This is a genomic window from Arthrobacter sp. ISL-85, from assembly GCF_018613675.1.
GTDB lineage: Bacteria > Actinomycetota > Actinomycetes > Actinomycetales > Micrococcaceae > Arthrobacter.
The window spans coordinates 22,067-39,738 of sequence record NZ_JAGGPQ010000010.1; the positions used below are offsets into that span (position 1 = coordinate 22,067).

At 64.9% G+C, this 17,672-nt stretch carries 16 protein-coding genes; 14 read left to right on the plus strand and 2 right to left on the minus strand.

Annotated features, from left to right (window positions below):
• Nucleotides 1-89 precede the first annotated feature (89 nt).
• Entirely contained in the window at nucleotides 90-371 is a 282-nt protein-coding gene (locus J7I84_RS07935) for a hypothetical protein (RefSeq protein ID WP_251046310.1), read from the minus strand.
• A gap of 244 nt (nucleotides 372-615) precedes the next feature.
• Between J7I84_RS07935 and J7I84_RS07940 the strand changes: the two genes are divergently transcribed.
• From J7I84_RS07940 to J7I84_RS07985, 10 genes are all read left to right on the plus strand, one after another.
• On the plus strand, nucleotides 616-1,728 hold the full coding sequence (locus tag J7I84_RS07940) for a PP2C family protein-serine/threonine phosphatase (RefSeq protein WP_214943055.1): 1,113 nt from the start codon (nucleotides 616-618) through the stop codon (nucleotides 1,726-1,728).
• Nucleotides 1,725-3,683: a glycosyltransferase family 2 protein gene (locus J7I84_RS07945; RefSeq protein WP_214943058.1), complete on the plus strand. Its 1,959-nt coding sequence runs from the start codon at nucleotides 1,725-1,727 to the stop codon at nucleotides 3,681-3,683. The genes J7I84_RS07940 and J7I84_RS07945 overlap by 4 nt, the downstream gene beginning before the upstream one ends.
• On the plus strand, nucleotides 3,683-4,015 hold the full coding sequence (locus tag J7I84_RS07950; protein ID WP_214943061.1) for an STAS domain-containing protein: 333 nt from the start codon (nucleotides 3,683-3,685) through the stop codon (nucleotides 4,013-4,015). Before J7I84_RS07945 ends, J7I84_RS07950 begins: the two co-directional genes overlap by 1 nt.
• Entirely contained in the window at nucleotides 4,008-4,433 is a 426-nt protein-coding gene (locus tag J7I84_RS07955) for an ATP-binding protein (protein WP_214943064.1), read from the plus strand. Before J7I84_RS07950 ends, J7I84_RS07955 begins: the two co-directional genes overlap by 8 nt.
• 173 nt (nucleotides 4,434-4,606) lie before the next feature.
• Complete coding sequence (gene uraD / locus J7I84_RS07960; protein ID WP_214943153.1) at nucleotides 4,607-5,104, plus strand: 2-oxo-4-hydroxy-4-carboxy-5-ureidoimidazoline decarboxylase; 498 nt, start codon at nucleotides 4,607-4,609, stop codon at nucleotides 5,102-5,104.
• Entirely contained in the window at nucleotides 5,101-5,439 is a 339-nt protein-coding gene (gene uraH / locus J7I84_RS07965; protein WP_214943066.1) for a hydroxyisourate hydrolase, read from the plus strand. The genes uraD and uraH overlap by 4 nt, the downstream gene beginning before the upstream one ends.
• An 81-nt stretch (nucleotides 5,440-5,520) precedes the next feature.
• The gene (locus J7I84_RS07970) at nucleotides 5,521-6,330 is read left to right on the plus strand and encodes an IclR family transcriptional regulator (protein WP_214943069.1); all 810 of its coding nucleotides are present in this window, start codon (nucleotides 5,521-5,523) and stop codon (nucleotides 6,328-6,330) included.
• A gap of 828 nt (nucleotides 6,331-7,158) precedes the next feature.
• Entirely contained in the window at nucleotides 7,159-8,193 is a 1,035-nt protein-coding gene (locus J7I84_RS07975) for a glycine betaine/L-proline ABC transporter ATP-binding protein (protein ID WP_214943072.1), read from the plus strand.
• Nucleotides 8,193-10,220 carry a proline/glycine betaine ABC transporter permease gene (locus tag J7I84_RS07980; protein ID WP_214943075.1) on the plus strand — a complete coding sequence of 676 codons (2,028 nt, stop codon included), beginning with the start codon at nucleotides 8,193-8,195 and terminating at the stop codon, nucleotides 10,218-10,220. Before J7I84_RS07975 ends, J7I84_RS07980 begins: the two co-directional genes overlap by 1 nt.
• A 77-nt stretch (nucleotides 10,221-10,297) precedes the next feature.
• A complete protein-coding gene (locus J7I84_RS07985; protein WP_214943078.1) occupies nucleotides 10,298-11,275 on the plus strand; it encodes an ABC transporter substrate-binding protein in 978 nt (325 codons plus the stop codon).
• A 125-nt stretch (nucleotides 11,276-11,400) separates the two neighbouring features.
• Here J7I84_RS07985 and J7I84_RS07990 read toward each other — a convergent pair whose 3' ends face one another.
• Nucleotides 11,401-12,081: a GntR family transcriptional regulator gene (locus tag J7I84_RS07990; RefSeq protein WP_214943081.1), complete on the minus strand. Its 681-nt coding sequence runs from the start codon at nucleotides 12,079-12,081 to the stop codon at nucleotides 11,401-11,403.
• 123 nt (nucleotides 12,082-12,204) lie between these two features.
• Between J7I84_RS07990 and purU the strand changes: the two genes are divergently transcribed.
• The 4 genes from purU to J7I84_RS08010 all read left to right on the plus strand — a co-directional run bounded on the left by purU (nucleotide 12,205) and on the right by J7I84_RS08010 (nucleotide 17,197).
• The gene (gene purU / locus J7I84_RS07995; protein ID WP_214943084.1) at nucleotides 12,205-13,110 is read left to right on the plus strand and encodes a formyltetrahydrofolate deformylase; all 906 of its coding nucleotides are present in this window, start codon (nucleotides 12,205-12,207) and stop codon (nucleotides 13,108-13,110) included.
• A gap of 61 nt (nucleotides 13,111-13,171) precedes the next feature.
• Nucleotides 13,172-15,664: an FAD-dependent oxidoreductase gene (locus J7I84_RS08000; protein ID WP_214943088.1), complete on the plus strand. Its 2,493-nt coding sequence runs from the start codon at nucleotides 13,172-13,174 to the stop codon at nucleotides 15,662-15,664.
• Nucleotides 15,665-15,668: 4 nt separating this feature from the next.
• Complete coding sequence (locus J7I84_RS08005) at nucleotides 15,669-16,295, plus strand: cyclodeaminase/cyclohydrolase family protein (RefSeq protein ID WP_214943091.1); 627 nt, start codon at nucleotides 15,669-15,671, stop codon at nucleotides 16,293-16,295.
• Entirely contained in the window at nucleotides 16,292-17,197 is a 906-nt protein-coding gene (locus tag J7I84_RS08010; protein WP_214943094.1) for a bifunctional 5,10-methylenetetrahydrofolate dehydrogenase/5,10-methenyltetrahydrofolate cyclohydrolase, read from the plus strand. The genes J7I84_RS08005 and J7I84_RS08010 overlap by 4 nt, the downstream gene beginning before the upstream one ends.
• Nucleotides 17,198-17,672 lie beyond the last annotated feature (475 nt).

Genomic DNA, 17,672 nt, shown 5'->3' on the forward strand with positions numbered 1-17,672 from the left:
TCCCGCCATCAGGTACGACCAGCCCAGCAACAAACTCACAGCAATCTCCTGACTATCCCCAGCCAATCGATTGCTGCTAAGTGTGGCACCTACAGCGCCGCTACGGAATGCCCTCCACCCGCAGTCTTTAAAAGGGCCGCAAGCCTGTGGTGCGCCTCGGTCTCCAGCTTGAGCCGGCGTGTGAGCCTTTCCACCTGCGTGGACATGTCCTCCCCGACCTGCAGGCGGTCCCCGGGCCAACTGGATACCTCCCGCGATTCGGCCAGCGCATGCTCAAGTTCCCTGGCAGCGGCACGCACCTTCCGGGAGTGGAAGAGGACGCGCAGTAGCGCCCTGGCTTTGTCCATACCGGTCTTCTTAACGTGTTCCATTGGCTTCCCCGCCTTCCGCAAGCCGTACAGCCTCCGCGCGGATCGTCGTCGTACCCGGTTCCTGGAAAGCTGCTGCGTTCCTTCGAGTCTGACCGGCGTTCCTCAACGTCCCGGCAAGCGGATGCCAAGATTTCCGCAAGATCTGCTGTGTGCGGCTTCCCGCAAGGGCGTTGTCAGCGAAGCCACCGGAAACTGTGAAGCCTATGACATGCCCCGTGCGCCTTAATACGGTAGAAGTAGAGCTATGCTCTCTCCCTCCGAATCCCGCCGTGCGGTGGTCATCGAAGATGACCCGGACATCCGCGGACTGCTGGTCCGCGTCCTGGTCAAGCAGGGCTTCGACGTCACCCAGGCGGGCGCAGGCCTGCCGGGTGTGGAGGAAGTCCGGCGGACCAAGCCGGACCTGGTGACACTGGACTTGAACCTGCCGGACCTTGATGGGCTGGAGGTCTGCAAGCTCCTGCGGGAGTTCTCGGACGCGTTCATCGTGATGCTCACCGCCCGCGCAGACGAACTGGACAAGCTCACGGGCCTGGACAACGGCGCCGACGAATACATCAGCAAGCCTTTCAGCCCCAGGGAGCTCCAGTCCCGGATCAATGCCCTGTTCCGGCGCCGGCCCTCCGCCGCGGCGGAATCGGCTGCCCGGGGCGAGCTGGAACGTGCCACCGAGGTGCAGCAAAGCCTCCTGCCCAAGGAGGACATCCGGGTGGACGGCTACGACGTCGCCGGCCTCTTCCGGCCCTCCCGCAACGTGGGCGGCGACTTCTACGACTGGTACCAGACCCCTGACGGGCTCCACCTGACCTTCGCCGACGCCATGGGCAAGGGCATGGGCGCAGCACTGATCGCGGCAACGGTCCGCGCGGTCATGCGTTCCACCGGCCGCCGGCAGGACCTCGACGCCGGATTCGCCACCGCCAGCAAGGCAATCGCCGCGGATCTGGACTCCTCTAATTCCTTCGTCACCCTGTTCCACGCCCGGCTGGACGCGGCGTCCGGCAAGGTCAGCTATGTCGACGCCGGACACGGCCTTGCGCTGCACGTCCAACCCCGGGGGGCGGCGGACCGCCTCCCTTCCGGTGGGCCCCCGGTGGGCGCGTGGCCGGGCAGCCAGTGGCCGCAGGCGGAGCTTGAGCTGGAACCGGGTGATTCGCTGGTGGTGGTCAGCGACGGTGTGCTGGATGTTTTCGGGTCCGTGGAAGACTTCACCGACGCCGTCCAGCAGGCGACACAGGCGGCAGGCTCGGCGCAGGAAGCCACCAACTCCATCCTGGCCCTCGCCCCCGCAGAGACCGCCGAAGACGACGTCACGGTGGTCGTGGTCCGCCGGCTTCCCCAGGAGCTGGCCGCGTGACCCGCTTCTGGACCCGCGTGGTAGTTGTGCTCACCGTCCTGACCGGCCTGAACTACATCGCCTGGCGCTGGGCGGCGTCCCTCAACTGGGACGCGTGGTGGATCGCCCTCCCCTTGGTAGTGGCTGAAACCTACAGCCTCATCGACGTCATGCTCTTCGGCATGACGGTGTGGAAACTGAAGATCCGCGCAGGTGCACCACAGCCTCCGCACGACGCCACCGTAGACGTCTTCATCACCACCTACAACGAGGACCTGGACATGGTCCTCACCACGGCGCTGGCGGCGCAGAAGATCAGGCACCCGCACAGCACGTGGATCCTGGACGATGGTGCGCGGCCCGAACTCCAGGCCCTGGCCGAGCAGCACGGCCTGGGCTACGTCACCCGCAGCGGGGACTGGACCAAGGAACTTCCCCGGCATGCCAAGGCCGGCAACCTCAACAACGCCCTCATGGTCACCCACGGCGAGTTCCTGCTGATCCTGGACGCGGACCAGATCCCGGAGCCGGACATCCTGGAGAAGACCCTGGGCTACTTCAACAACCGCCGGGTGGCCCTGGTCCAGACGCCCCAGTACTTCAGCAACGTGCCCGCTTCAGATCCCCTCGGCAGCCAGGCCCCGCTGTTCTACGGCCCCATCCAGCAGGGCAAGGACGGCTGGAATGCTGCCTTCTTCTGCGGCTCCAACGCCATCCTGCGCCGCGAGGCCCTGATGCAGCTGGGCCTGGTGGGCTACGTCAAGGAAACCGGGAAGAGCATCCGCCGCGCGCTGGCCGCATCCAGGGCAGCAATAAGGCAGGCCCGCAAGTCGGCGGATGTGGAGTCACCCCTGGTGGCTGAGGTCCTGGACGAGGTGGAGGCCGCCACCCGCGAAGCCCAGGAGGAAGTGGATGCCGGCCGGCCCCTCAGCGAGGTCACCTACCGGGTCCGCCGCCGCGTTGATGCCGCCGTACAGACGCTGGTGGAGGCCGACGTCGCGGCCCTGCAGGCAGACCTCGAGGAAATCGCCGCCATGGAACTGGCCCACGTTGGCGAGTCCGGCGTCCCGGTGGTCGCCGATGGCGCCGTCCAGCGCATGTCCGCCCGTGACTGGTCCCCGCTGGGGGCCCTGGAATCCGTCCAGGCCGTCCTTGATGCGCTGACCGTGGAGCGCAGCAACGAGGCCCAACCGGTGATGCCACTGGCCACCATCTCCGTCACCGAGGACATGGCCACCGCCATGCGCATGCACGCCATGGGCTGGGAGAGCGTGTACCACCACGAGATCCTGGCCTATGGCCTTGCCCCCGAGGACCTTAAGACCATGCTCACCCAGCGCCTCCGCTGGGCGCAGGGCACCATCCAGGTGCTGCTCCGGGAGAACCCCCTGGTGCAGAAGGGCCTCAAGCTCGGCCAGCGCCTGATGTACTTCGCCACCATGTGGACCTACCTCAGCGGCTTCGCCGCGGTCATCTACTTCGCCGCCCCCATCATCTACCTGCTGCTGGGCATCCTGCCGGTCAGCAGCCTGAGCTGGGACTTCTTCATCCGGTTCATCCCGTTCATGGTGGTCAACCAGTTGCTGTTCGCCGTGGCCGGCCGCGGCATTCCCACCTGGCGCGGCCAGCAGTACAGCCTGGCGCTGTTCCCCACCTGGATCAAGGCATGCACGACGGCGGCCCGCAACGTCTGGTTCGGCCGCCCCCTCGGGTTTGCCGTCACCCCCAAGGCGCGCCAAAGCGGCGGACCCAGCTGGAGCCTCATCCGGCCCCAGATCGTGGTGTCCGTCCTGCTGGCCGTGGCCGCCGTCGTCGGAATCATGCGCCTGGCCACCGGGTTGGCCGAACCGCTGGGCACCCTGGTCAACGTCTTTTGGGTGGCCTTTGACCTGGTGGTCTTGAGCATCCTGGTCCGCGCCGTGCTCTACAAGGGGTACGAACCGGCCGCAGAACCAGCAAACAGAGAGGAATCCTGATGGAGTTCAGTTACGAAGTCAAAGATACGTACGCCGAGGTCAAAGCGGACGGGCGGCTCAACATGGTCTCCGCGCCCAAGCTGCGCGAGTTCGTCACGGACGTCATCGCCGGCGGATCCAACCGGATCGTGGTCAACCTGGAGCACACTGCGTTCATGGACTCCTCCGGGCTCGGCGCGCTGATCGGCTGCCTCAAGGCCGCCCGCCAGGCCGGGGGCGACCTGCGCATCGCCGCCGTGCAGCCGCAGGTGAACATGGTCCTGAAGCTGACCAGCATGGACAAGGTCCTCACCGCCTACCCCACGGCCGGGGAGGCGTTCAGCAATGACTGAGGTGCTCGCTTCACGCAGCTTCCGGGGACCGGCTGCCGAATACGCCATCGAAGCGGTCCACAACGACCTGGACAGCCTGTGGCTGGACGTCCCGTTCGTGAACGACATCGACCAGATGACGTTCACCACCGCGGTCATCGAGTCCGCCTCCAACATCGTCCAGCACGCACAGCCGGCCGGTGAGCGCGAAGTGGAGCTGGGCGTGGAGACTACTGTGCAGCCCGCACTGCTGCAGGCCCGCGTCAGCGCGTACCACGCGAAGCCCCCATTCGGCCCCATGGAAGCGGCCCTGCCCCGTGAGGACGCCGAATCCGGGCGCGGCCTGGCGCTGATCGAGGCACTGGTGACCACGGTGACCTTCGAACGCCAGGACGGAACCAACACGTGGGTCCTGTCGCGGACGTCCTCGGAGGATTAGGGTCTGCCGGGACCGCTTGACACCGCCCCGCGGCTGCTCTTCAATATTACGTATGCTGAAATAACAGTTCCATGATGCGGAAGCCTGCAATTGGGTTTGCAGGTGCCGGGCTCTCCGGCGACCGCATAGCCGTCACCATGGATGCCAGCATGACCCCAAGGATTACGACCAGCATGAAGCTTGCCGAATTCAACAGCGCGGATCCCGCCGCGGCCCAGGCCACCCTCCGGCCCTGCATCAGCGTCAACCGCTGGGTGGAGGCAGTGGCCGGAGCCCGGCCCTTCGCCGGGCGGGAGGAGCTCCTCGCGTTCGCCGCCCAGGCGGCCAACCCCTTCACACCGGCCGAGGTTGAAGCCGCCATGGCCCATCATCCCCGGATCGGGGAACGCCCGACGGCGGCCAGCACCGAGGCGTCCCTGTCCCGTTCCGAGCAGGCAGGGGTGGATCCGGCTGATGCCGATGCCGCCGAAGCCCTGGCGCGGGGGAACCGCGAGTATGAGGAGAAGTTCGGCCGCGTCTTCCTGATCCGGGCCGCCGGCCGCACTGCCCGGGAAATCCTGGCAGCGCTGAACCAGCGGCTTACCAACTCCCCCGAAGAAGAAGACAGCATCGTGGCGCAGCAGCTGCGCGAAATCGCCGTACTGCGGCTCGAAGGACTGATCAGCGAATGAGTGTTTCCCACGTGACAACCCATATCCTCGACACCGGGGCCGGGCGCCCGGCGGCGGGTGTCGCCGTCGTCCTTTCACGGAACGACGCCGGCACCTGGCGTGAGCTGGCAACCTCCAGCACCGACGCGGACGGCCGCGCCAAGGACCTGGGGCCGGAGCAGTTGGAACCCGGCCACTACAAACTGAACTTCGCCACGGGCGCCTACTACGCGGGCCTGCAGACGCAGACGTTCTTCCCGGAAGTGGACCTGGTCTTCGAGGTCACCGGCCCCGAGCACTACCACGTTCCGCTGCTCCTGAGCCCCTTCGCGTACTCCACCTACCGCGGCAGCTAGTTGGATTTCCGGGTGCCGCAGCGTCAGGCGCGTTAACCCAATGTCACGGCCGTCACAGTTTCCGGCATAGGATCAGGAAGTATGGCTTCGAATAGAGATCCTGAATCCGATACCGATGCCGAAGGCGGCCAGTCAGGCGGGGTCCAGTCCGTTGAGCGAGCCCTGACTGTCCTGGAGATCCTCGCCAGGGAAGGGCATGCGGGCGTGAGCGAAATAGCGGAGGAAATGGGGATCCACAAGTCCACCGTCTCCCGATTGATGGGTTCGCTGGTGACACGTGAAATGGTGCACCAGAACAGCGAGCGGGGCAAGTACCAACTCGGGTTTGGGATCCTGCGCCTGGCCAGTTCCATTCCCGGCCGGCTGAGCCTGGTCCGCGAGGCACGGCCGGTCCTGGAAAGCCTGGCCGAGGAATTCAAGGAAACCGTCAACCTTGCCGTCCTGCGCTCCAACTACGCCGTGAACGTGGACCAGGCCATGGGCCCCTCCACCCTGGCCACCTACGACTGGGTGGGAAGTCTGACCCCGCTGCACGCCACCTCCAGCGGCAAGGTCCTCCTGGCGGCGCTGCCCGCCGAGGAGCGGGACCGCATCCTGAAGGAGACAGGCCTCGCGGCGCGTACATCACGCACGGTCACCAGCCGGAAGGAACTGGACGCGCAGCTCCTCGACGCCGCGGCCAAGGGGTACGCCGTGGTGCGCGAGGAATTCGAGATCGGCCTGAATGCCGTGGCAGTGCCCGTCTACAACCACCAGGGCGCCGTGATTGGGGCCGTCAGCATTTCCGGGCCGGCCTTCCGGTTCGACCCTGAGAAGATTCCGGGGCTGCTGGATACGCTCAAGGAAGCCGGGCTGAAGGTCAGCACCAACATGGGTTACCACAGCCGCTAGGAACAACAATGGCCCCGAATCCAAAAGGGCTTGGGGGCCATTGCCTGTTTGCACGCCGTTGCCCGTATGCAGGCGCACCACCGCGACACCCCTCCACGTGGCGCCGTGGCCAAGCTGCGCGCCCTCCAGTTGCATCCAGCCCGACGGCAGACACACCTAGGGTCCATTCCGCCGGCGGCCCGTCGTCGGCTGTTTCCAGGAACAGATCCTGGGCGCGGACGGTGCGCAGGAGGAATTCTTTGGACAGCGGTCCGGTCGTATGAGCGGTGCTGCTCATCGCCGATGATGACCAGCCGTCCCACCAAGCCCTGGGCGCGGGCGGGCCGGGGGGCCGAAGGGCTTGCCCGCGGGGCCCACTATGGCAAGGGGCTACCTAGCGCACCCCCAAAAAGACGCCTCTCGCGCAACATGAATCGCTGGATGCAACATGCTCAGCCATGGTGTTTCCCGTGTCAAGACCCGTCCGCAGTTGTTATCTGCCGCTCCGTAACATCGCGGCGTTATCCGGAAAGCCTTGACAATAAGAGTGGCATAAATCACTCTGTTGCGTAATACGAAGTTCGTTGCGTCCGCCACCTGGGAAACCAGTTCCGAAAGAAGAACCCCCTTTACCGGGTATGCCGCCCTCCAGCGTCACCCCATGGCAGGTAAGGCACACAGGAGCCGTGCCTCTCCTGCCACAGATCCCCTACTGACAAGCACGGCCCGAATACCTCCCCAACGTCGGTACCAGTGCCAGCTCCGGATTCGCGAAGCATCAACACCTTGCACAGCTCTGCCTTCGGCCCAGCCATTGATTACAGCCTCCACACACGCAGGAGTACAGCAATGAACAACCCCGCCATATCCGTCCGCAACCTTTGGAAGGTCTTCGGGCCAGGGGGAGAGAAGATCCCGGCCAACCGTGAACTCTCGGCCCTCAGCTCTGCCGAACTCCTCGAACGCACCAGATGTGTGGCGGCGGTCCGCAACCTGAGCTTCGACGTTGCCAAGGGTGAGGTGTTTGTGGTCATGGGGCTCTCCGGATCGGGCAAATCCACCCTGGTCCGCTGCCTCACCAGGCTGATCGAACCCACCTCAGGGCAGGTCCTGGTTGACGGGAACGACGTCCTGCAGGCGGGCACCGCCGAACTCCGGGAGCTCCGCCGGCGCAAGGTGTCCATGGTCTTCCAGCACTTTGGGCTGCTCCCGCACCGCACGGTTCTGGACAACGTGTCCTATGGCCTGCAGATACGCGGGGCGGGCAAGAGCGAACGCCATGCCAGGGCCCGGGAGATCATCGAACTCGTGGGCCTCAAGGGCTACGAGCAGCACTACCCTGACCAGCTGTCCGGCGGCATGCAGCAGCGCGTCGGCCTGGGGCGCGCCCTTTCCGGAGATCCGGACACCATCCTCTTCGACGAGCCCTTCTCCGCACTGGACCCGCTCATCCGGCGGGACATGCAGGCGGAAGTCATCCGGTTGCACAAGGAAATGGGCAAGACGATGGTGTTCGTAACGCACGACCTCTCCGAAGCGCTGAAACTCGGTGACCGGATCCTGATCATGCGTAACGGAGAGCCTGTCCAGTGCGGCACGGGCGACGACCTGGTGGGATCCCCGGCGGACAAGTACATTGAGGACTTCGTCTCCGAGGTCCCCCGCGCCGACGTCTTGACCCTCAAGTGGATTACGCGTCCCCTTGCGGACACCACGCCACGGGATGCCGCGGTGCTCAACTCCCGGCTCATCATTCGGGACGCCATCCCGGCGGTGATGCACTCCTCCTGCCCGGTCCTTGTCGAAGAGGGCGGCCGGATCACCGGCCAGATCGACCGCGACAGCATTCTTTCGGTGCTGCAAGCGGCAGAAGCGGCGGCCTGATGTCTGTCCTCCTCCAGGTACGTAAAACTGCACAGCCCGCCCCTGCCACTGTCTCCGAACCCCGCCGGAGGCCCAGCCGGAGGGCCATCCTGCTGCTCAGCGCCGCCGCCATCTGGATCCTGGGATTCCTTGTCCTCAACGGCACGGCAACCCTGGCGTTGCCTGCGTCAGAGCTGACGGACCTGCACCGTTCGCTCAACCAGTTCAATGCCTGGGTGGCGGCAAACCGGGCGGACAATCCCCTCTTCCTCTATGTCTTCACGCCCCTGCGCTCCGCCGTGGACGCAGTGGCCAGCCTCTTCACCACCACTTTCGCCGCCACTGCGACAGGCCTGCGCCTTCCGGAGATCGGCTGGCTGGGTACCGTGGGCCTGCTGACCTGGATCGCGCTGGCCGTTGGCAATGTGAGGGTGGCGCTCTTAACGGCGGCGGTCTTCGTCTTTTTCGGTATCCAGGGCTTGTTCGTAGAGGCCACGTACACCTTCGCCCTGGTCCTGACCGCTGTGCTGCTCACGCTGCTGGTGGGCATCCCCCTGGGCATCCTTGCAGGCATCTACGGCCGGGTGGCCCGGGTGATAACCCCTGTACTGGATTTCATGCAGACGCTGCCGACGTTCGTGTATCTCGCTCCGCTGGCCCTGGTCTTCCTTATCGGGCCGGCCTCCGCGGTGATTGCAACGGTGATCTACGCGGCCCCACCGGTCATCCGGCTGACTGCCCATGGCATCCGCCGCATCCCGGACAACACCCGCGAAGCGTCCGACTCCCTTGGTACAACCGGACTGCAACGGCTGCTCACTTTGCAGCTGCCCATGGCACGCCGGACCATTGTGATGGGGATCAACCAGGGCACGATGGCCGCCCTCTCCATGGTGACAATCGCAGCCTTGATTGCGGCTCCCGGCCTCGGCCAAACGGTAGTGCGGGCACTGCAGTCCCTGGACGTGGGCACAGCCGTCAATGCGGGCCTCTCCATCGTCCTGTTGGCCATTGTGCTGGACCGGGTGACCACCGCAGCGAGCCGCCGCGCGGAGCCCGGTTCAGCCCGCAGGCGCCGGCTGAGCCGCAGGACCCGCACCGTCCTCCTGGGGATTTCTTTCGCCGTAGTCCTGGTCATGGTGCAGTTGTCCAGGACCGTGCTGTGGGCAGCTGCCTTTCCGGCGGACCTCAACCTTGGTCCGCAGATTGTCCAGGCAGTTAACTCGGCGAGCCACTGGCTGCAATCAAACCTGTCCCTCTTCACGGTATCCCTGCGGGAAGGGGTTACGGGCGCAGTCCTCAACCCGTTCCAGTCGTTGCTCACGGACACGCCTTTCTACGTCCTCGTCACGGTGATCGCCATCGTGGCTTATGCACTGGGCGGATGGAAGCTCGCCACCCTGGCCACCGCGTGCCTGGGTGTCATCATCTACCTGGGCCTCTGGAGCGACTCCATGGTCACCCTCGCAGGAACCCTGGTTGCCACAGCAGTGGTAATGGTCCTGGGAATCGTCTTTGGCGTGGCCATGGGCCGGTCCAGCCGGGTCGACCAGTTCCTGCGTCCACTGCTGGACGCGGGCCAGACTATGCCTTCCTTCGTCTACCTGGTGCCCTTCCTCGGTCTCTTCGGGGCTACCCGGTTCACGGCAATCGTCGCCGGCATCATCTACGCCGCCCCTGTGGCCATCAAGATCACTGCTGATGGCATCAGCGGCATTTCCCCAACAGTTGTCGAATCCGCTGTCGCCAGCGGTTCCACACCCTGGCAGGTCATTACCAAGGTGCAGCTTCCCATGGCCAGGCAATCCCTCGCACTCGCGGCCAACCAAGGACTGATCTACGTCCTGGCCATGGTGGTGGTGGGAGCGCTCGTAGGCGCCGGCGGCCTTGGATACGACGTCGTCGCGGGCTTCGTCCAGAGCTCGATCTTTGGCAAGGGCCTCGCCGCCGGACTGGCCATCGTGTTCCTCGGAATCATGATGGACCGGATGACCCAGGCCGCAGCAGCCGCTCCGGCGCGCAGAATCCCCTCCAAATCCACCACGTAATGAACCCCTGCAGGCACCGGGCGCCGGATAGCGTGCCCCGGCTCGAAGACCCTTACACCCCAACAAGGAGAACCAACATGATGAAAGCTGAAAGGCTGATAAAACGCACCCTGCCGGCAATGGCCGGAGCTGCTGCAGCCGCCCTTTTGCTCGCAGGCTGCGGAGGTGCGTCGGTAAACCAGACGGCCGCGGCCGCCGGTGCCACCGGAACCCCGTGCGGCACCGTAAACGTGGCAATGAACGCGTGGGTGGGCTACACGGCAGATGCTGCGGTCTACAGTTACGTGGCCAAGAACAAGCTTGGCTGCTCCATCGTCCAGAAGGACCTCAATGAGCAGGTTTCGTGGCAGGGGCTCGCGTCCGGCGAAGTAGACCTCATCATCGAAAACTGGGGCCACGCCGACTTGACCAAGCAGTACATCACTGACCAAAAGGTGGCTGTTGATGCCGGCCCCACTGGTAATGAGGGGCACATCGGTTGGTACGTCCCGCCATGGATGGCAGAGAAGTACCCGGACATCACAGACGGCCAGAACCTCAATAAGTACGCTTCGCTGTTCACCACCTCGGAATCCGGCGGAAAGGGACAGGTCCTTGACGGCGACCCCGCCTTCGTCACCAACGATGAGGCTCTGGTAAAAAACCTGAACCTGGACTACAAGGTGGTCTTCGCGGGCTCGGAAGCGGCGCTTATCCAGTCATTCCGCACTGCACAGCAGAACAAGACACCCCTCCTCGGTTACTTCTACGAACCGCAATGGTTCCTCTCCGAGGTTCCTTTGAAGAAGGTAAACCTGCCGGCATGGACCGAGGGCTGCGATGCCAACCCGGAAAAAGTGGCTTGCGACTATCCCACGTACAAGCTGAACAAGATCATTTCCAAAAAGCTCGACGACAGCGGTTCGCCGGCGGCAAAGCTGGCCAAGGGCTTCACGTGGACCAACGAGGACCAGAACTCTGTTGCCACTGACATCCAGGGCGGCATGACCCCTGAGGCAGCGGCCAAAAAGTGGGTGGACGCGCACCAGTCGGTGGTTGACAAGTGGCTTAGCTGAGAAACGTTCCGCCTGCCACACCAAGGGAAGCAGCCCGAAGGATTTCAGCGCGGACTGCTTCCCTTGGTTTTGCCCGAGTGCACGTCCAGGTCACACGCTGTGTCAACGCCCATGAAGCCCAGGGGCTACGCCTTGAAGAGCGCTTCCCGCACGGCATTTTCGAATCCGCTCACGTGGACCGTGGCGAGTTCCGCCGCCCGTTCCTCGTCGCCGTCTATGACAGCCCTCAGCAGGTCGAGGTGTTCGCGGACATGGTGGGACAGGTCCGGCAACCGGTCGATCACCATGCACCAGATCCTGGTGGCAAGGTTGTCATAGCGGATGAGGATGTCCTCCAAGTGGGGGTTCGCTGCCGCAGCGTAAATGCCCTGATGCACCCGGGCATCCAGCTGCAGCGTCTCCGTCATCGTCGCCGCAGCCACATCAAACGCTTCGACCTGCTCAAGGGTGGCACGGAGCCCGGCCCGGACCGCCGGCGAGGCTACCCGGGCGGCTCGGGCAGCGGCAAGGGGCTCCAGTTGGGCCCTGATCTCCGAGATGAATGAAAGGTCGGTAACGTCCACGCGGGTGGCAAAGGTCCCGCGCCGCGGGTAAGTCTTCACCAGGCGGTCCAGCTCCAGACGCTTCAGGGCCTCGCGCACCGGCGTCCGCCCGACCCCCAAGTTCTTGGCGAGGAGTTCATCGTTGAGCAACTCTCCGGGCTTGATTTCCAGCGTAAGGAGCCAGTCCCGGATGCTTTCATAGGCGACGTCAGCCAGCGATTTCCTCGCGGCGTCGTCCGTAACCGCCAAAGCTTCAAAAGCCACGATGAGTTCCCCTCGTCTTGATTCCAGAAAAACCATTGACCTCGCCTGGAGACCAGTATACGCTGACATCCAATCTAATATATCAGTCCACAGCTTTTGAATATATCTAGAAGGAGGAGGGGCATGACCCTCATCGAAGCAGCCTCAGCAACAGCCACCCTGCCCGCGCTCAAGGAAGAGCAGGCGCAGAAGTTCGTCCTGACCCTGTCCTGCCGTGAACAGGCCGGAATCATGCAGGCAGTCACCACGTTCCTCTTCGAGCGTGGCTTCAACATCGACGAGCACCAGCAGTTCGACGACAGCCTGCGCGAAACCCTGCACCTGCGCACCGCGTTCTCCGGCACCCCCAACTACACCCCGGCCATGCTCGAAGAAGAGTTCGCCGGCATTGCCAGCCGTTTCGACATGAAGTCAAGCTTCCACGACGAGACCCCCAAGCGCGTCCTGGTCATGGTGTCCAAGTTTGGCCACTGCCTCAATGACCTCATCTTCCGCTGGCGGGGCGGCACCCTTGGCGGAGATCTTGTCGCGGTGGTGTCCAACCACGAGACCCACCGCGCCATGGCAGAGGCCGCCGGGCTGCCTTTCATCCACGTTCCGGTGACGCCAGACACCAAAGCCGACGCTGAGCGCCGCCTCCTGGAACTGGTGGACGAATACAACGCCGACCTGGTGGTCCTGGCCCGGTACATGCAGGTGCTCTCCAACGATCTCTGCCGGGCGCTGGAGGGGCGGGCCATCAATATCCACCACTCCTTCCTCCCCGGGTTCAAGGGCGCACGCCCCTACCACCAGGCCTACGACCGCGGCGTGAAGCTGGTGGGCGCCACCGCGCACTATGTCACGGCCGACCTTGACGAGGGACCGATCATCGAGCAGGAAGTCATCCGCGTGGACCACAGCTACGGCCCCGCCCAGCTGTCCACGGTGGGCCAGGACGCCGAGGCACTCGCCCTTTCCCGCGCCGTCCGCTGGCACTGCCAGCACCGCGTCCTGCTCGACCAAACCAGCACCGTGGTGTTCCGCTAGCCGGCGCCGCACCCAGCACACAGCACACAGCACACCAATGACTTTTCAGCAGGAGAACCACATGGAATCGACGCCACGCATTGTCATCATCGGAGCTGGCATTGTCGGCACGAACCTGGCCGATGAACTGGTCACCAGGGGTTGGAACAACATCACCGTCCTGGATCAGGGCCCGCTCAACATGCCGGGCGGCTCAACGTCCCACGCCCCCGGCCTGGTCTTCCAGACCAACCCCTCCAAGTCCATGGCACTGTTCGCCAAGTACACGGTGGAAAAGCTCCTCTCCCTCACCGAGGACGGCGTCAGCTGCTTCAACCAGGTGGGCGGCCTGGAAGTTGCCACCACCGAAACCCGCCTGGCCGACCTCAAGCGCAAGCTCGGGTACGCCTCTTCATGGGGCATCGAGGGCTCCATCCTCTCCGCCGCCGAATGCAAGGCGCTCTATCCCCTTATTAATGAGGACGACATCCTGGGCGGCCTCCACGTTCCCAGCGACGGCCTCGCATTGGCCGCCCGCGCCGTGCAACTGCTCATCAAACGCACCGAGGCCGCCGGCGTGAAGTACCTGGGCAACACCACAGTCACCGGCATCGAGCAGTCCGGCCGCCGCGTCACAGGCGCGGAGACGCCCGACGGCGTGATCCCGGCAGACATCGTGGTCTCCTGTGCCGGATTCTGGGGGGCAAAGGTCGGCGAGCTGATCGGCATGTCCGTGCCGCTGCTTCCGCTGGCCCACCAGTATGTCAAGACCACCCCGGTTCCCGCGCAGCAGGGCAAGAACGAACTGCCCAACGGCGCACAGCTTCCCATCCTCCGCCACCAGGACCAGGACCTCTACTACCGCGAGCACGGCGACCGCTACGGCATCGGCTCCTACGCCCACAAGCCCATGCCCGTGGACCTCGATGAACTGGGCAGCTTCAAGCCGGACGAGATCAGCGAGCACAACATGCCGTCCCGCCTCGACTTCACCCTGGAAGACTTCCTCCCGGCCTGGGAAGCCACCAAGCAGCTGCTGCCCGCCCTGCGCGAAAGCGAGATCGAGGACGGCTTCAACGGTATCTTTTCCTTCACCCCTGACGGCGGGTCGCTGGTAGGCGAGTCCAAGGAACTGGACGGCTTCTTCGTGGCCGAAGCCGTCTGGGTCACCCACTCGGCAGGCATCGCCCGCGCCATGGCCGAACTCCTGGTCGACGGCAAGTCCTCCATCGACCTGGGTGACTGCGACATCCACCGCTTCGAGGACGTCCAGCTGACCCCCGAATACGTCAGCGAAACATCGCAGCAGAACTTCGTGGAAATCTACGACGTCCTGCACCCGCTCCAGCCGAAACTGTCCCCGCGCAACCTGCGCGTGTCCCCCTTCCACGCCCGGCACAGGGAACTGGGCGGCTACTTCCTCGAAGGCGCTGGCTGGGAACGGCCCTACTGGTTCGAGGCCAACGCCGAACTGCTCAAGGAAATGCCTGCCGAATGGCAGCCGCCGGCCCGCGACTCCTGGTCCGGCATGTTCAGCTTCCCCATTGCCGCGGCCGAGGCATGGAAGACGCGCACCGCCGTCGCCATGTACGACATGACCCCGCTCAAGCGCCTTGAGGTCTCCGGACCGGGTGCCCTGAAGCTGCTGCAGGAACTGACCACCGCGGACCTGAACAAGAAGCCGGGCGCCGTCACCTATACGCTCCTGCTGGACGAACAGGGCGGCGTCCGCAGCGACATCACTGTGGCCCGCCTGGACGAGCAGACCTTCCAGCTCGGCGCCAACGGCAACATCGACACCGCCTACTTTGATCGGGCAGCCCGGCAACAGACCGAAAGCGGAAACGCCGGGGACTGGGTCCAGGTCCGCGACACCACCGGCGGCACCTGCTGCATCGGCCTCTGGGGCCCACTGGCCCGAGAGGTTGTCGGCGCGGTCAGCAGCGATGACTTCTCCAACGACGGCCTGAAATACTTCCGGTCCAAGAAAGTCGTCATCGGTGGCGTCCCCGTTACGGCCATGCGCCTGTCCTACGTCGGTGAGCTGGGCTGGGAACTGTACACCAGCGCCGACAACGGCCAGCGCCTCTGGGACGCGCTGTGGAAGGCCGGCCAGCCGTTCGGCATCATCGCCGCGGGCCGCGCCGCCTTCAGCTCGCTCCGCCTGGAAAAGGGCTACCGCTCCTGGGGCACGGACATGACCACCGAGCACGACCCCTTCGAGGCCGGACTGGGCTTCGCGGTGAAGATGGCCAAGGACAACTTCGTCGGAAAGGCGGCCCTGGAAGGCCGCGCCGAGGAAAACTCCGCGCGCCGCCTGCGCTGCCTGACGGTCGACGACGGACGCAGCCTGGTGCTGGGCAAGGAACCAGTGTTCTACAAGGACCAGGCGGTGGGTTACGTCACCAGCGCCGCCTACGGTTACACCGTCCGCAAGCCCATTGCCTACTCCTACCTGCCCGCGGAGGTTTCGGTCGGCGATTCGGTGGAAGTCGAGTACTTCGGGCGCCGGATCGTGGCCACCGTGACCCAGGATCCGCTGTACGACCCCACCATGTCCCGGCTGCGCGGCTAGCACCATGATCGCTTCAGAGACAGTCAGCGGCTACCTCACCCGGTTGGCCGCAAAGCAACCGACGCCGGGCGGCGGCGCTGCCGCGGCCCTGCACGCGGCCCAGGGCGCCGCCCTGGTGGCCATGGTGGCGCGCTACACCACCGGCGCCAAATACGAGCAGCACGCACCGCTGGTGCAGCGCATCACTCAGGTTGCCGACGACCTTGTCGCCGAGGCACTGCACCTGGCTGAAGCGGATGAACAGGCCTTCCAGGCAGTCATCGACTCCTACAAGCTCCCGTCCGGGACTGATGACCTCAAGGCCGCCCGGGCGGCCGGGATCCAGTCCGCACTCATCCAGGCGGCACAGACCCCTGCCCGGCTCATCAAGCTGTCGGGGGGCATCGTGGACCTTGCCACCGAACTGTTCGACGTCGCCAATGCCAACGTCATCAGCGACGTTGCCGCGGCCGCTGACGCCGCCCGCGCAGCTGCCACCACAGCGCGCGTCAACATCGACATCAACGTTGTGGCGGTCAAGGACCCGGAGGCACGCGCGCTGCTGGCCCAGCAGACGGACGGCATTGAAGAGAAGGTGGTCCTGGCGGCAGATGCCCTCTCGACCCGCGTGCGGGAAAGGATCCTGGGTTGAGTACCTCAATACTTTCCGGAAAGCCTTTGGCCGCGTTGTTCCAGCGGGAGGTCCAGGACCAGGTCCGGTCGCTTGAACTGGACGGCGTCCGCCCGGTCGTGGCGGTGGTCATGGCGACCGCCGATGAGTCCACGCGCTGGTACGTCCGCTCCATCGAGCGGGCAGCGGAGCGCGCCGGAGTCGGCTGCCGGATCATCGACCTGGGCCATGATGCAACGGAACCGGTGCTGGCCAGAGTCCTGCGGGACCTGAGCGCCGAACCGTCCGTGAACGGCATCATCCTGCAAACCCCGCTGCCGGCGGGGGTCCGGACCGACAACCTGGTGGGCCTCATCACCCCGGAAAAGGACATCGACGGCGCCAATCCATTGAGCCTGGGACGCCTGGCCGTCGGTCAGCCGGCCTTTGCTCCCGCCACCGCCCGCTCCGTCGTCGAAATCCTTGACCACTACCAGATTCCCCTGGCGGGCAAGGACGTGGTGGTGGTGGGCCGGTCTGCCGTCGTGGGCAAGCCGCTGTCCCTCCTGCTGCTGGCACGCGATGCCGCCGTGACGGTCTGCCATTCCAGGTCGGGCCCGCTGGAACGCTACACGAAGGATGCCGATGTCGTGGTGGTCGCCGCCGGCCGCGCCGGGCTGCTGACCGGCAGCCACGTCTCCTCCCGGACCGTAGTGGTCGACGTCGGCACGAACGTCCTTGCCGACGGCTCGCTGGTGGGTGATGTGGACGAAGCCAGCGTCACCGGGACCGCAGCGGGGCTCACCCCTGTTCCCGGCGGCGTCGGCTCCGTGACCACCGCGCTGCTGCTCCTGCACACCGTGGAGGCCGCACGCCGGCAATCGTCCTCCGCGCCGCCGCCGGCCGAAGCCGTGGAGGCCCAGGTCCTGGAGGCCGCGGGCTAGGAAAGGCACAGCGTCGGCAACGGGTGTCCCGTTTTTCGTAAAAGGTGCTTCGGTGGGCCTAAGACCTGGGGAGGTATTCCTCATCGAAGCACCGTTTTCGGAAAACGGGGCCCCGTAGCGCGAAGCAAGAAACCCTTGCATACTCTGTCTTTCACAAGTCATTCTCTTGACATTGAGTGTGAGCTAGCGCACCATCTTGTTGCATAAAGCGAACGTTGTTGATCATCACGGAACGATATTCGCCCGGACATGCTCCCGTCCCCCGGACTCCCCCGGGCTCCACCCGTGATGGCCTTGGAAACAGACGAAACGAATTCATGATGGCCGATCCGAAAGGGGCCCTGGCCCGCGCATCAGCCGCACTACGTTGTCAGCATCCATGCGGCAACGCTAATTCACTAAAGGAACTGTTTATGACTATCAAAGGTGGCAGCACCATCGATCAAAGCAGCGCGGAGCGCCGGAACCTGGGGAC

Excerpts from the sequence above, each read along its gene's own strand:
- J7I84_RS07935 (WP_251046310.1), bottom strand. The coding sequence starts at position 371 with ATGGAACACGTTAAGAAGACCGGTATGGACAAAGCCAGGGCGCTACTG.
- J7I84_RS07940 (WP_214943055.1), top strand. The coding sequence starts at position 616 with ATGCTCTCTCCCTCCGAATCCCGCCGTGCGGTGGTCATCGAAGATGAC.
- J7I84_RS07950 (WP_214943061.1), top strand. The coding sequence starts at position 3,683 with ATGGAGTTCAGTTACGAAGTCAAAGATACGTACGCCGAGGTCAAAGCG.
- J7I84_RS07955 (WP_214943064.1), top strand. The coding sequence starts at position 4,008 with ATGACTGAGGTGCTCGCTTCACGCAGCTTCCGGGGACCGGCTGCCGAA.
- uraD (WP_214943153.1), top strand. The coding sequence starts at position 4,607 with ATGAAGCTTGCCGAATTCAACAGCGCGGATCCCGCCGCGGCCCAGGCC.
- uraH (WP_214943066.1), top strand. The coding sequence starts at position 5,101 with ATGAGTGTTTCCCACGTGACAACCCATATCCTCGACACCGGGGCCGGG.
- J7I84_RS07970 (WP_214943069.1), top strand. The coding sequence starts at position 5,521 with ATGGCTTCGAATAGAGATCCTGAATCCGATACCGATGCCGAAGGCGGC.
- J7I84_RS07975 (WP_214943072.1), top strand. The coding sequence starts at position 7,159 with ATGAACAACCCCGCCATATCCGTCCGCAACCTTTGGAAGGTCTTCGGG.
- J7I84_RS07980 (WP_214943075.1), top strand. The coding sequence starts at position 8,193 with ATGTCTGTCCTCCTCCAGGTACGTAAAACTGCACAGCCCGCCCCTGCC.
- J7I84_RS07985 (WP_214943078.1), top strand. The coding sequence starts at position 10,298 with ATGATGAAAGCTGAAAGGCTGATAAAACGCACCCTGCCGGCAATGGCC.
- purU (WP_214943084.1), top strand. The coding sequence starts at position 12,205 with ATGACCCTCATCGAAGCAGCCTCAGCAACAGCCACCCTGCCCGCGCTC.
- J7I84_RS08000 (WP_214943088.1), top strand. The coding sequence starts at position 13,172 with ATGGAATCGACGCCACGCATTGTCATCATCGGAGCTGGCATTGTCGGC.
- J7I84_RS08005 (WP_214943091.1), top strand. The coding sequence starts at position 15,669 with ATGATCGCTTCAGAGACAGTCAGCGGCTACCTCACCCGGTTGGCCGCA.